Annotated in this window: 10 protein-coding genes; 7 read left to right on the top strand and 3 right to left on the bottom strand. The window is 33.9% G+C overall.

Features of this window, described 5'->3' with window-relative positions:
* Window positions 1-102 precede the first annotated feature (102 nt).
* Window positions 103-2,370, top strand: coding sequence for an aconitate hydratase (locus tag OLM57_RS00280; protein ID WP_264565250.1), 2,268 nt, complete (start codon window positions 103-105; stop codon window positions 2,368-2,370).
* Window positions 2,371-2,720: 350 nt separating this feature from the next.
* On the opposite strand, the gene OLM57_RS00275 is transcribed toward OLM57_RS00280, so the two are convergent.
* Genes OLM57_RS00275 through OLM57_RS00265 form a run of 3 tightly spaced genes read right to left on the bottom strand, consistent with a single transcriptional unit; the run spans window position 2,721 to window position 7,632 of the window.
* Window positions 2,721-3,770, bottom strand: coding sequence for a response regulator (locus OLM57_RS00275; RefSeq protein WP_264565249.1), 1,050 nt, complete (start codon window positions 3,768-3,770; stop codon window positions 2,721-2,723).
* Between the two features lie 10 nt (window positions 3,771-3,780).
* Entirely contained in the window at window positions 3,781-4,203 is a 423-nt protein-coding gene (locus OLM57_RS00270; protein WP_264565248.1) for a response regulator, read from the bottom strand.
* A gap of 12 nt (window positions 4,204-4,215) precedes the next feature.
* Window positions 4,216-7,632 (bottom strand): PAS domain S-box protein, encoded by a 3,417-nt coding sequence (locus tag OLM57_RS00265; RefSeq protein WP_264565247.1) that lies wholly within the window; start codon window positions 7,630-7,632, stop codon window positions 4,216-4,218.
* Window positions 7,633-8,171: 539 nt separating this feature from the next.
* Here OLM57_RS00265 and OLM57_RS00260 point away from each other — a divergent pair.
* The 6 genes from OLM57_RS00260 to OLM57_RS00235 all read left to right on the top strand — a co-directional run bounded on the left by OLM57_RS00260 (window position 8,172) and on the right by OLM57_RS00235 (window position 14,549).
* Window positions 8,172-8,750 (top strand): Crp/Fnr family transcriptional regulator, encoded by a 579-nt coding sequence (locus tag OLM57_RS00260; RefSeq protein WP_264565246.1) that lies wholly within the window; start codon window positions 8,172-8,174, stop codon window positions 8,748-8,750.
* A 72-nt stretch (window positions 8,751-8,822) separates the two neighbouring features.
* Window positions 8,823-9,260, top strand: coding sequence for a DoxX family membrane protein (locus OLM57_RS00255; RefSeq protein ID WP_264565245.1), 438 nt, complete (start codon window positions 8,823-8,825; stop codon window positions 9,258-9,260).
* 1 nt (window position 9,261) lies between these two features.
* Window positions 9,262-10,317 (top strand): alkane 1-monooxygenase, encoded by a 1,056-nt coding sequence (locus OLM57_RS00250; protein ID WP_264565244.1) that lies wholly within the window; start codon window positions 9,262-9,264, stop codon window positions 10,315-10,317.
* Between the two features lie 94 nt (window positions 10,318-10,411).
* Window positions 10,412-11,044: a PAQR family membrane homeostasis protein TrhA gene (gene trhA / locus OLM57_RS00245; RefSeq protein ID WP_264565243.1), complete on the top strand. Its 633-nt coding sequence runs from the start codon at window positions 10,412-10,414 to the stop codon at window positions 11,042-11,044.
* 223 nt (window positions 11,045-11,267) lie between these two features.
* Window positions 11,268-12,968, top strand: coding sequence for a peptidoglycan endopeptidase (locus OLM57_RS00240; protein WP_264565242.1), 1,701 nt, complete (start codon window positions 11,268-11,270; stop codon window positions 12,966-12,968).
* Between the two features lie 171 nt (window positions 12,969-13,139).
* Window positions 13,140-14,549: an APC family permease gene (locus OLM57_RS00235; RefSeq protein ID WP_264565241.1), complete on the top strand. Its 1,410-nt coding sequence runs from the start codon at window positions 13,140-13,142 to the stop codon at window positions 14,547-14,549.
* Window positions 14,550-14,632: the final 83 nt, after the last annotated feature.

Genomic DNA, 14,632 nt, shown 5'->3' with positions numbered 1-14,632 from the left:
TAATGTTAAAGCCTGAGCCTAATGACTCAGGCTTTTTTTTGTACTCTATTTTTTTGTACCTTGTAATGTTCAAAATATAATAACAAAAACACCTAAAACATTATGGCTTTTGATATTGAAATGATTAAAAAAGTGTATGCTAACATGACAAGTCGTGTTGATGCAGCACGCGAAATAGTTGGTCGTCCACTTACTTTATCCGAAAAGATTTTGTACAGTCACCTTTGGGATGGCGTCGCTACCCAAGCATATGGAAGAGGGGTTGATTATGTTGATTTTGCTCCAGACAGAGTGGCTTGTCAAGATGCCACGGCTCAAATGGCATTGTTGCAATTTATGCACGCTGGAAAGAAAACAGTTGCAGTACCAACTACTGTTCACTGTGATCACTTGATTTTAGCTAAAAACGGAGCTGAATCAGATTTGGCTGTTGCAAATAAACAGTCAAAAGAAGTTTTTGATTTCTTGTCCTCAGTCTCAAATAAATATGGAATTGGTTTTTGGAAACCAGGATCAGGAATTATTCACCAAATTGTTTTAGAAAATTATGCTTTTCCTGGAGGAATGATGATTGGTACCGATTCCCATACTGTAAATGCAGGTGGATTGGGCATGCTAGCAATAGGTGTTGGTGGTGCTGATGCAGTAGATGTAATGTCTGGAATGTCTTGGGAATTGAAATTTCCTAAATTGATTGGAGTAAAATTGACCGGAAAATTATCGGGTTGGACAGCTCCAAAAGACGTTATCTTAAAAGTAGCCGATATTCTTACCGTAAAAGGTGGAACTGGAGCTATTGTTGAATATTTTGGAGAAGGTGCTACTTCAATGTCTTGTACAGGAAAAGGAACAATTTGTAATATGGGGGCAGAGATTGGTGCTACCACATCTACATTTGGTTACGACGATTCTATGCGTAGGTATTTAGCGGCTACAGATCGTCAGGATATTGTTGATGCTGCCGATAAAGTAGCTTCATATTTGACTGGGGATCCAGAAGTATATGCAAATCCAGAACAATATTTTGATCAAGTTATCGAAATTAATTTATCAGAATTAGAGCCTCACATCAACGGGCCTTTTACACCAGATCGCGGAACGCCTGTTTCTAAAATGAAAGCGGAAGCGGCTGCAAATGGATGGCCAATAAAAGTAGAATGGGGATTGATTGGTTCTTGTACGAACTCATCCTACGAGGATATGGCTCGTGCGGCTTCAATCGTAAACCAAGCCGTAGAACACGGAATCACTCCAAAAGCGGAATTCGGAATTAATCCAGGTTCAGAGCAAATTCGCTATACTATCGAAAGAGACGGTATAATTGCCACTTTCGAAAAAATGGGAACCAAAGTATTTACCAATGCTTGCGGACCATGTATTGGACAATGGGATAGAGCAGGAGCTGATAAGGGCGAGAAAAACACTATCGTACATTCATTTAACCGTAATTTCTCTAAAAGAGCAGACGGTAATCCAAATACACATGCTTTTGTAACGTCACCAGAAATGGTAGCTGCATTGGCTATTTCAGGAAGATTGGATTTTAATCCGTTGACCGATACTTTATTGAATGACAATGGGGAAGAAGTAAAATTGACGGCTCCATTTGGTGACGAATTGCCAAAAAGAGGTTTTGATGTTGATGACAACGGTTTTCAAGCACCAGCCGAAGATGGATCAAGCGTTAAGATTGTGGTAAGCGAAACTTCAGATCGTTTGCAATTATTGGCTCCATTTGATGCATGGGACGGTAAAAATATTACGGGAGCTAAATTATTAATTAAGGCTTTTGGAAAATGTACTACCGACCACATTTCTATGGCAGGACCATGGTTGCGTTTCCGTGGACATCTAGATAATATCTCAAATAATATGTTGATTGGTGCCGTCAATGCATTCAATCAAAAAGCAAATTCAGTCAAGAATCAATTGACAGGAGAGTACGATGCAGTTCCTGCTGTAGCTCGTGCCTACAAAGCGGCTGGTATTCCTTCAGTTGTCGTTGGAGATCAGAATTATGGAGAAGGATCTTCTCGTGAACATGCTGCCATGGAGCCGCGTTTCTTGGGCGTAAAAGCGGTATTAGTCAAATCATTTGCCCGTATTCACGAAACGAACCTTAAAAAACAAGGTTTGTTGGGATTGACATTTGCAAACGAAGCTGATTATGACAAAATCCAAGAAGATGATACCATCAACTTCATTGATTTAGTTGATTTTGCTCCAGGAAAACCATTGACTTTAGAATTAGTTCACTCCGATGGAACCAAAGATCTTATTTTGGCAAACCATACCTACAACGAAGGGCAAATTGGTTGGTACAAAGCCGGTTCAGCTTTAAACTTAATTGCAGCTGCAAGTAACGCATAAGTATTTAAAAATCTTTATAGTAAAAACTCTCAAGATAACTTGGGAGTTTTTTTATAAAAGTATTGATTTATAAATTTTTGACTTTTTTTGGTTTTGTGTTTTCAAATTCCCCCGACTTTGTTACACAAGATGAGCACACCATAGAAATTCATAAAGCATGAATATTTTCTTTTTTTTATAATTTTGGAAATTACATAAAATTCTAAAGAGATTTAAGAAAAAAATAGGGGGACTTTGTCTTAGCGGTGTTCTAATCCTAATGCTTTTATGATTCTATTGAATTTCACAACTTCAATAGTATCGTCTTTAATAAAACGTATTTTTAGTATTTTCAGCATTACATTTTATATTTATTCTTTTCCAATTGATTTTAAAGGTATGGCGCTATCAAGATTAATAGTTTCCGCTTTTTTTGAAATATCTTTAATAATAGTATCAAGTTCTTCGGCTGAGGCTAACAAATAATTTAATAAATTTTTATTTTCAGTATCATCAATTCCGTAGTTTTTAATAATATCAATAAGACCCATCATTCGCGACAAAGGAGCTCTTACCACATGAGATTGTATCCAGGCAATTTCTTTTAATTTTTCATTTTGTTTTTCGATGGCTTCGACATAAGCATTACGTTCTGTGACATCGTTGGCCAAAATAATTCTGCCGACTGTGTTTTGAAAAGGTAGGGTATTGCTTTGTATTTCAACGTATATTATTTCACCATTTTTCTTTTGATGCCTGTAGGGCCCCGATGATCGAATCTCTTCTTTTTTATTTAGGATTTCAAGCTCTTTGATTAATTTAGGGACATCTTCAGTTGGTCTGATGTCTTTAATTGTCATTTCCAAAAATTCCTGTAAAGAATAACCATAATGCTTTTCTGCGGCTAGATTTACGTCTAAAAAGCGCAAAGTCCCTATATCATAAACCCACATAGGTTGGGGACTTAAATGAGATAAATCACTATACCGCTTTTCAGAAGTCTCTAATTGCAATACTGTTTTTCTTCTTTCAATATTATAAACAATACTTTTATATAGTATATTGGCATCTAATTCATCTTTTATCAAATAATCAGAGACCCCCAGCGATAATGATTTTGCACCAAAATTAATATTGGAATATCCTGTTAAAACAATTATTGGTATCCCATGGTAAAGTACTGCTATTTCATTTATAAGTTCTTCACCGCTTTTATCAGGTAGCGAAAGGTCTAAGAGTACTAAATCATATTTAATTTTTGCATTGTTTACTATTCCTTTGGCCTCATTAAAATTTTTAGCCCAAGAAATGTTATAAGATAAAAATTGTTCTTCTAAATAATCTTCAATAAGGGTATAGTCGCCTAAATTGTCTTCGACGACGACTATCTCATAATGCTTATTATCATTAATCGCTTTCATTTTAATTTTTTTAAGGAAGTTGTACTATGCTAATCCAGAAACTTTCAATTTTTGTCACAGCTTCCATAAATTCATCTACATCCACGGGTTTGGTAATAAAACAATTAACATAATGATTGTAAGCTTCATGAATGTCTTTTTCGGAAGAAGAAGTGGTAAGCATAATGATAGGAATATGTCTGAATTTTTCACTTCCTTTAATGTACTTCAATACTTCGTGACCATTTTTTTTTGGTAAGTTAATATCCAGTAAAATTAGATTGGGTATTTCTGCATCAACATAGGGTTCTTTATTATTTAAAAAATCAATAGCTAGTTTACCGTCTTTAACGACACTCACTTTATTGATTATTTTTCCTTCTTCTAGTGCGTCAGTAGTTAAAAGAATATCCCCTTCGTTATCCTCAACTAATAAAATGTGAATTCTTTTCATGTTTTTTGTTGTTTATTTTTTTGGAATAGTAAAATAAAAACTAGTGCCTTTACCTTCTTCCGATTTTACCCAAATTTCCCCTCTTAAATTCTCAATAATTTTTTTGGTAATGGCTAACCCCATGCCAGTTCCTGAATATTCCTCTTTGCTATGCAGGCGCTGAAAAATAATAAATATTTTATCATAATATTCTGAATTAATACCAATACCATTATCCTTTATTTCAAATTTCCAAAAAGCGGCACTCTCACTACAGTAAATACTGACAACAGGCGCACTGTCTGGTTTGGAGTATTTTAAACTATTGCTTATTAAGTTCTGAAAAACCTGCCTTAATGGGACAGCATAACTATGCAATATAGGAAGTGCTTCATAATTTATTATGGCTTTTTTCTCTTCTATTTGTTTCCTGTATAATAAAATGATTTCTTCGACTATACTATTCAAATCAACCTTTTCGTGTCTGTTTTCATTTTTACCTATTCGTGAAAATTCTAATAAATCCAGTATAATTTGTCGCATTCGTTTGGCACCGTCAACGGCAAAGAAGATGTATTTTTTACCTTTTTCATCCAGTACATCTCCATATTTTTTTTCAATTTGTGTTAGAAAACTCGTAATCATTCGCAAAGGTTCCTGTAAATCATGAGAAGCTACATAGGCAAATTGCTCAAGCTCTTGATTAGAAATAGCCAATTCTTTCACATGGTTTTCCAATGAGCGGTTTATTTTTTTGAGTTTGGACTCGGTGTGTTTTCTTTCGGTTATATTTTTAAAATAGACAGTTAACCCCAATTCTGAAGGGAAAGCATTTAATTCAAACCAATATTTGCTTTGTTTTGAATATACTTCAAATCGAATAGGTTTATTGTTAGATTTGGCTTTATGAAAAGCAGTATTAATCTTTTCGGAAATACGACCATCGTATAGTTCCCAAAAGTTCTTACCTATCATTTCTTCTTTGGTCTTACCGGAAATTCTCTCGGCTTCTATATTCCAATAGCTTACATTCCAATTGGAATCTAGAGTATAAAACCCGTCCTGAATACTTTCAATAGTATCTAATAGCCTTTGCGTTGTTTCTTTTAATTTTTTTTCCTGATTTTTTCTTTCGGTTACATCCCGTTCAATAGAAATCCAATGTGTGTATTCTCCTTTAGAGTTGGTCACCGGATTTAGTGACAAATTCACCCAATATTCTTTGCCGTTTTTATTATAATTGATAATTTCAATTTCACAGGGTTGCCCTTCATCCAGGGCTTTATAAAAACGAACTAATTCTTCTTCATTGGTATTAGGGCCTTGTAATAACTTGTGCGTTCTACCAATAATTTCATCCGAAGTATAACCACTCATACGAGTAAAGGATTCATTGACATAAACAATTTTTCTTCCTAATTCACTTAAAGGTTTCGCTTCTTTTATCACTACTGCATCATTGGTATTGGTAATTACCGATTCTAATAATTTTAATCTTTCTTCTTCTCTTTTTTGTTGTGTTACATCCCGTTCAATAGCGATCCAATGCGTAAACCAACCAGTGGCATCAGCAACCGGATTTATAGAGATATGAAGCCAAAATTCTTCTCCATTTTTCTTATAATTCAATAAGGTTACTTCGTAAGGCTGCCATTTGCGTATTGCAGCACCTAATTTGTTTAGTTCTTCTCTATCGGTTTCTGGACCTTGTAATATTCGGGGTGTTTTACCTATGACTTCATCCGCTGTATATCCGGTCATTTTGGTAAAAGCATCGTTGACATAAATTATTCGTGGCCCGGGTTGATCAAAGGGTTCGGCTTCGGTAATTAAAATAGAATCATCTGTATTGGTAATTACAGATTCTAAGAGTTTTAATCGCACCTCCTCTTGTTTTCTTTTGGTAATGTCCTGCATGGCTCCAATAATTCTGGTAGCTCTGCCAGAAGTATCCCGAATTACTATTCCTTTATTGATTATATAGGCGTACTGTCCATTATTTTTTTTAAATCGGTATTCTTCAATCCAATTGATGGCATTACTTTTAACAGTATCATAATAACTTTGTGTTATTTTTTCCAAATCATCAGGATGGATGTTTTTCATCCAAGCATCGCTATCATCTTTGAGTTCTGTGAGATTATAACCAAATATTTTTTCAAATCCGTCTCCCCAATAAAACTTATTATCGGTTAGATCCCAATCCCAAATGGCATCAAAAGTAGCTTTGGTAACATATTCAAAACGTTCGTTACTTTTTTTGATTATTTCTTTGGCTTTCTTGTTTTCGGTTACATCCTTGAAATAAGCTGACAGACCATTTTCTGATGGATAGGCACTTATTTCATACCACTTGTTTAAAGCTAAATAATAATCTTCAAAATGCACGACTTGATTGGTAGCAACTGCCTCATGATATTTTCTGTAGGATTCTGAATCAATACTATCCGAAAACATTTCCCATAAATTTTTACCGACAATATCCTGTTTTAAAACGCTTAAATCCCTTTCGGCAATACGATTCCAGTAGGTAACTTTCCAAAACTTATCTACAGCAAAAAAAGCATCACCAATACTCTCCAGAATTACATTATTTTCTTCAAGGACTTTTTCCACTTCCGCAGTTCGTTCCTGAACCCTTTGTTCCAGTTGTTCATTTAAATTACTCAGATCACTTTCTGCCTTTTTATGTTCTGTGATGTCCCTGGCAATGCAATACAGTTTTCCGGTAACCGGATTAGGAGTAGCACTCCAATCTAAAAACAGGTAACTACCGTCTTTCTTTCGATAGCGATTAATAAAATGAATTACAGTTGCGCCCGATTTTAACTTGTCATATACTTTCAAAGTGTCAGCTATATCGTCAGGATGAACAAAATCAATAAAGGGTTCTTTTTCTAATTCGTTTTGTGAATACCCAAATGCATTATTAAAACTTGGATTCGTAATTTCAAAATACCCTTCTGTGTTCGCGATGCAAGAAAAGTCGTTACTATTTTTAAAGAAATATTCAAACTCTTTGAATTGTTTTTCTGTTATAATTTGCTTGGTAACATCTCTACTACAATGGGCTATTAAGTTTAATTTTTCATCATCATCAAACAGAGGAATATTCTCTGACTCCCAATATTTTAATTCAAATTCTGATGTTCCTCGAATAGGAATATCATATTTTTGAATAGCCATCTGGTGTTTCTTGTGAGTCTTAAGAACAGTATTCAATGACGAAAGTGTTAAATTTATTTCACTATCAGTCGCATTGTAGGAATCATTAGCAGGAAATACTTCAAAAATACCTTTTCCAATTAAATCTTCTCGTTGCGAATGAGTAGCTTCTAGAAAGGCATCATTGACATCGGCAATACTAAATTTAGGTGAGTCTATTTGCAAAAGCAAACTTGGAGTGGGCGAAATTTTGAAGAACTCAAGTAACGTTTTTTTACCAATCATAATTTATATATATTACAAACCATTATCTTTTTTTTTTAAAGAAAATGTTAATTATTTGTATATTATTTTGTGGTATTTGTGATTAAAGTTAGCTATTTTTTTTGATTTTATACAATCTAACTATTAAAATAGAGTTTGGATGAGACAAAATAACTGTTTTGTGCTCCTATCTTGATAGTTTCTTTTTAGAAACCATCTTATTATAGTGGTGGTTTATCAAAGGTTACAATGATGAAAAAGAAATTATAGTTAATTCTTAATATGCAAAAAAGCGACAATGCGCAACAGGAATTGATTCAGGGGGCACTTTTTTAGGAGCCAGTTCCTGCTGTCCACTTGTATCTTTTCGTGTCTCTAAAAAAGAGACAAAAAAGGATCAGGGCTAGGGCTTTTGTTTTTATAATTAGCTTTGGTTGAGAAAAAAAATATTGGGTCAAATTCAAAAATGCAGGAATCGTCAATAAAAGTGTAAATTTGGAATTGTTATGGAAATTGTAACTCAAAATTTGTTCATGATTATTTATTAGAATCACTGTTTTATGCTCGAAAATCAACTGCAACAAATGCATCAAGTTTTGTCTTCTTATATTACAATTACAGAAGAGGAATGGAATTTGTATGCACCAAAATTTACTATCAAGCATTTTACGAAAAATCAAATGGTTCTTTCTCCAGGAAGTGTTTGTAAGGAAATTTATTTTGTCAATAGCGGACTGTTGAGAGTGTTCTTTGTAGATCAAAAAGAAGAAGAACATACCTTTCATTTTTCTTTAGAAAATACTTTTTCCGCCGATTATGAAAGTTTTCTCAAAAAGACAGCTTCCAATTATTCGATTCAAGCATTGGAAGCAACAGAAGTGGTTGTAATGTCTTTTGCGACACTTCATGAAGGCTATTCAATTCTGGAACAAGGAGAAAAGTTAGGGAGAAGATTAGCCGAGGATTATTTTTTTATTTTTAGCAATAAGATTCAGTCACTTTATACTGAAAGCCCTTTGCAACGTTACAATAAAATGAATATCATTTTTCCGGGAATTGTCAATAGAGTTTCTCAGCATTACATTGCATCGTACCTAAATATTTCCTCCGTTCACTTGAGTAGGTTGAAAAATGCATAATGCTTTGATAACATTTGTTATTGCTTAACGGTTTTATTTCATTTTACTTTGTTTTTATCTTTATAAAAAAAAATGGAAACGACGGTAATTCAAAATCATAAAACTACCCTATTTCAAAATGGAGCTAGAATCATTTTAGGGTGTTTTCTGCTTTTGGCAGGAATTGGACATCTTACATGGAGTCGCACAGAGTTTCTGTCTCAAGTTCCACCTTGGTTACCTATAGATCCTGACTTGGTGGTTTTGCTTTCTGGCTTTGTTGAGATTGTTTTGGGACTGTCTTTGCTTTTTCTTTTGAAGCAAAGAGTAAAAGTGGGTTGGATAGTAGCTTTGTTTTTTGTGTTGGTTTTTCCAGGAAATATAGCTCAGTTGGTGGAACATAGAAATGCTTTTGGTTTAGATACCGATGCTGCTCGTTGGGCTAGACTTCCATTTCAACCCGTACTTATAATTGTAGCTTTGTGGTCAACTGGTGCTTGGCAGTCTTGGCGAAATTCTAAAATAAATTAGAATGAAAGATTTAAAATATATACTGGCTTATATAATTCCTTTTTCTGGTTGGATAGCGCTGGAAAATAAAGGGATCTGGTCTTGGGCAACCGTTATTCTAGCTTTTGGAATTATTCCGATTTTGGATGCCATTATACCAGCATCTGAAAAAAATGTACCTGTTGAGGTAGAAGAAAGTCGCTCCAAAAAAGTGTTTTTTGATGTGCTTTTATTTATTTGTGCTCCCATTTGTTTGTTTTTGACTTATTACTATTTATACACAGTTCAGACTAAAGTTTTATCAACTTCAGAATTGGTTGGTCTGACTTTGAGTATTGGGATTGTTTTGGGTGCTACGGGAATTAATGTCGCTCATGAATTGGGACATAGAACGGATCAAGTTTCTCAACTTTTTGCGAAAGCAGGTTTGCTATTCGTATTGTATCAACACTTTTTTATAGAACACAATCGGGGGCATCATAAAAATGTTTCGACTATGGCCGATCCTGCAACTGCAAGGAAGAATGAAATGGTATATGTATTCCTTTTTCGTTCAATAATGGGACAATATTTAGACGCTTGGAAATTGGAAAACGACAGATTGAAACGGGAAAATAAAGCAATTTGGAGTTGGAACAATGAAATGATTCGGTTCTCAATTTATGAAATGCTTTATCTTTTGGTCGTAGGTTTGCTTTTTGGATTTGCATTAGTTCCTTTTGCAGTAGCAATAGCTTTTGTTGGAGTAATGCTTTTAGAAATTATCAATTATATTGAGCATTATGGATTACAGCGAAAAATATTACCCTCGGGTCGTCCAGAAAGGGTGCTGCCTAAACATTCTTGGAATAGCGATCATGAAATGGGAAGAATTTTGTTATTTGAACTTACTCGCCATAGCGATCATCATTATAAATCAACTCGAAAATATCAAATTTTAAGACATCTTGACGATAGTTTGCAACTGCCACTAGGGTATCCTGGGAGCATGTTGTTATCTCTAATTCCACCACTCTGGTTTGCTATAATAAATAAAAGAATTGTTGGGAATAATGAGTTAAATAATACTATTGAATAGTACCTTTAAAGCAATCGTTAAGAGGTTCCTTATTTTGTAACTACACTTAAAAATATTTTTTTAAGGTAATAAGTTGTTTTTTGTAAATTAAATTATGGACAAAAGAATTCAAACTAGAAAAGAAGAATTGGCAAATGGGATCACTCATATTATGGGAATTCTTTTTTGTTTAATAGGAATGCCTTTTGTGATTGCAATCGCTTTTCAAAAACATGATTTAATAACTTTATTTTCGGTTTTTACTTTCGGAATTGGAATGCTGTTAGTATATACTTTCTCAACTTTTTATCATTTAGTTCGAAATGAAAAAGCGAAACGAATATTAAATATTGCCGATCATATAAGTATTTATTATCTTATTGCGGGAACCTATACGCCTCTTATGATGCTGTATCTGAAAAGAGATACTGCCTTGCTGTTTCTTGGAATCATGTGGTTTGTTGTGCTGCTCGGTACAATTTTCAAAGTGTTTTATACCAGACGTTTTGAATTTGTTTCAGTTTTCCTATATTTAATAATGGGGTGGATGATTATTTTTGTCATTAAACCTTTGTGGAATACAATTCCTTTGACCGTCTTTTTGTGGATACTTGCTGGAGGAATTTGTTACACTTTAGGCGTTTATTTCTATATAAAAGGGGATAAACAATATTTCCATACGATTTGGCATTTTTTTGTGCTTTTAGGGACCATTTTTCATTTTATTGCTGTTTTTATAAGTCTATAAAATACTACAGTCAGGTTTTTTATAAAATAACATTCAAGGGTTGAAAAATCATAAATATAACATTTTTTAAAAATTTAAGAACCCTTTAACTTTCAAATCTAACAAATAAGTTATATTTGTAAAACCTCAAAAAAGCCTCGTTTTGAGGCAGAAAATACAGTAAAATTCAATATTTTGCCTCGTTATAGTTGGTATTGTTAAAAATGGGGTAAAATTAAAAAGTATGAAGTTTTTTAGAATAATTGTTTTAACCTTAATTTTTTGTAGTGTTAGTGTTTTTTCTCAGGATAAAAACATCAAGCATACAATCGTAAAAGGAGAAACAATTTCTAGTATTGCTCAAAAATACAATGTTTCTGCAGCTTCAATTTATAAGCTTAATCCAAAAGCTAAAAAAACCTTACAACTCAATCAGGTTTTATTAATTCCAAACTCCAATTCGAAATCAAAAGAAACAGTAAGTGTTTCGGCAAAGATAATTGATATTAATCACGAAGTTTTACCCAAAGAAACACTTTACGGAATAACAAAACAATACAAAACTACAGCAGAATTACTTTATAAAGCCAACCCGCAATTGGAGGCAGAAGGGTTAAAAATTGGACAGACTATTGTTATTCCTGCAACTGGTTTGACAGAAAAAGAAATTTCAAATGTATCGCAAAAAACTACCGCTGCTGAAAATACTGTATTAACAGCTACCCATAAGGTAAAGCCCAAAGAGTCTTTGTATGTAATTGCGAAAGATTACGGAATAACGGTTAAGGAGTTAAAGGAAATAAATCCACAAATTGGTAAAAAAGGTTTGAAAGCGGGTCAGATAATTGTAATTCCTGCTAATGGTAAAATTGCATCAGAAGCTCTTGCTGTCGAAGAAAAACCTGTTCGAATTGATTATAAGGAAAGTGACGTTTCTACAGATAAAGATTTGAGTTCAGTTAAAAACACAAAAACAAACAGTCCGACTGAAAATTCAAACTTATCTCAGAAAAATTCCTCAAATGGTTTGGCAAATGCAACTGTTTTGCATCAAGTGAAGCCGAAAGAATCATTATATGTTATTGCGAAAAACTACGGAATTACATTAAATGAATTGAAAAAAGCCAACCCAAAAATTGGTAAAAAAGGGCTGAGTATTGGTCAAACAATCGTAGTTCCGAGTAATGGAAAAAATGCAACTCAAGCCATTGCAGTTGAAGAAAAGCTGACTCAAAGTGTTTCCAGAGAAGGCAATATTGGAGGAGATAAAGTACTTGTTAGGGATGATATTGCAAGTGTGAATAATGACTCAATTGCAAATTCTGCTAATGAAACAGCTGTTTTTCATGAAGTTTTGCCTAAAGAAACAAAATACGGAATTGCTAAGAAATACGGAATTACCGTGGCAGTTTTAGAAAAGCAAAATCCTGAAATAGAAAAAAAGTTATTAGTTGGTTCGAAGTTGACTATCAAGTTGCCAAATTCAACTCTTGGGATGGTAAAAACAGAAGAAATACAAGAAAGTGCAGGTGCAAATTCTAATATTACTATTGCTAATGAGGATTTGATCAATCAACTGATTGAATCTGCATCAGTACATATTGGGACAAGATATAGAAGTGGCGGTACAACAAGTTCAGGTTTTGATTGTTCAGGACTTATGTGTTCTACTTTTGGAAGTTTTGATATAAAATTGCCTAGATCATCAATTGAACAGGCAAGTTTTGGAGAAAGAATTGATACTGAAAAGGTGCAAAAAGGAGATTTAATTTTCTTTAGAACAAACGGGAGAAGTCGAATAAATCACGTTGGAATGGTTGTAGAAGTAGTAGATGATGAAATTAAATTTATCCATTCATCTATTCATTCGGGCGTAATTATTTCGTCTACAAAGGAGCCTTATTATCGGCGATATTTTGCTCAGGTAAATCGGGTGTTAAAATAATATTCAAAAAAATTAATCAAACTCTTAAGGGAACTTAGGAGTTTTTTTATGCTTGTGTTTTTCTTTTTTGAAACGAAAGTTTGGCAGTTGTTTCGATCTCAAAATAAGCCAGCATTAGTAATTTTCAAAAAAAAGTATATCTTTAGGCAACCAAAATTTAAACCAATAAAAATGGAAGAAAACAAACAGGGAGAATTTAAAAGAGAACTTGGATTACTGGACGGAACTATGCTTGTAGTAGGGTCAATGATTGGTTCAGGGATATTTATAGTGAGTGCAGATATTGCTAGACAAGTAGGATCTGCGGGCTGGCTTATATTGATATGGCTTATTTCAGGGTTAATTACCATGATTGCAGCCGTAAGTTATGGCGAATTGAGCGCCATGTTTCCTAATGCTGGAGGGCAATATGTTTATCTAAAAGAAGCATATAATAAATTAATTGCCTTTTTATATGGCTGGAGTTTCTTTGCTGTGATACAAACAGGAACTATAGCGGCAGTGGGTGTTGGATTTTCCAAATTTGCAGCTTATTTGTATTCACCATTGAGTGATGAAAATGTTTTGTATGAATTGGGAGCTTTTAAACTAAATGCTGCTCAAATTGTTTCTATAATCACGATTGTCTTATTGACTTACATTAATAGTCGCGGGGTAAAGAACAGTAAAATTATGCAAACGGTTTTGACTATAATTAAAATTTTATCGCTGTTTGGTTTGATTGTCTTTGGGTTTCTTCTGGCTGCGAAAGCAGATATTTGGAATGCCAACTGGTCTAATGCGTGGAGTTCAAGAGCTTTTGATACTGAAAGTGGTTCTTGGATGCCTATTGGAGGGACTGCTTTGCTAACAGGTATTTCTGCAGCAATGGTGGGTTCTTTATTTTCAAGTGATGCTTGGGTTGGAGTTACTTTTATAGCTGGGGAAATTAAAAATCCAAAACGTAATGTTGGACTGAGTTTGTTCTTGGGAACATTTATTGTGACGATTATTTATTTATTGGCAAACTTGATGTATTTGGCCGTTATTCCTTTTCAGGAAATTGCCACGGCAAAGTCAGATCGTGTTGCGGTTGTAGCTTCGCAATATACTTTTGGAGATATGGGAACGATTATCATTGCGGTGATGATTATGATATCGACTTTTGCCTGTAATAATGGTTTGATAATGGCTGGAGCGAGAGTGTATTATACGATGGCGAAAGATGGATTGTTTTTGAAGAAAGCGGGTGAGATTAATAAAGCTGGTGTTCCAGCGTGGGCTTTGTGGGTTCAATGCGTATGGGCTTCGGCTTTATGCTTGACAGGTAAGTATGGTGATTTATTGGATTTTGTAATTATTATCGTTTTGATTTTTTATATCCTTACTATATATGGAATTTTTATTCTTAGAAAGAAAATGCCCAATGTAGAACGACCATACAAAGCTTTTGGGTATCCTTTTTTACCATTAGTATATATTATTGTGGCTGTAGCTATATGTATTGGATTATTGCTTACCAAGTTTTCTACTTGTGGTTGGGGAGTTTTGATTATGCTAACAGGTATTCCTGTCTATTATTTATCAAAACCGAAGGAATAATATTTTAGATTGCAGCTTTAAAAAGGATTTTTAAAATTCCGTCTCATCAAACGAGACGGAATTTTTTTATAAAACAGAAAACC

Source organism: Flavobacterium sp. N3904 (assembly GCF_025947305.1).
Classification (GTDB): domain Bacteria; phylum Bacteroidota; class Bacteroidia; order Flavobacteriales; family Flavobacteriaceae; genus Flavobacterium.
The sequence above is the reverse complement of the archived record's forward strand: the minus strand, read 5'-3'. Positions and strand labels throughout refer to the sequence as shown.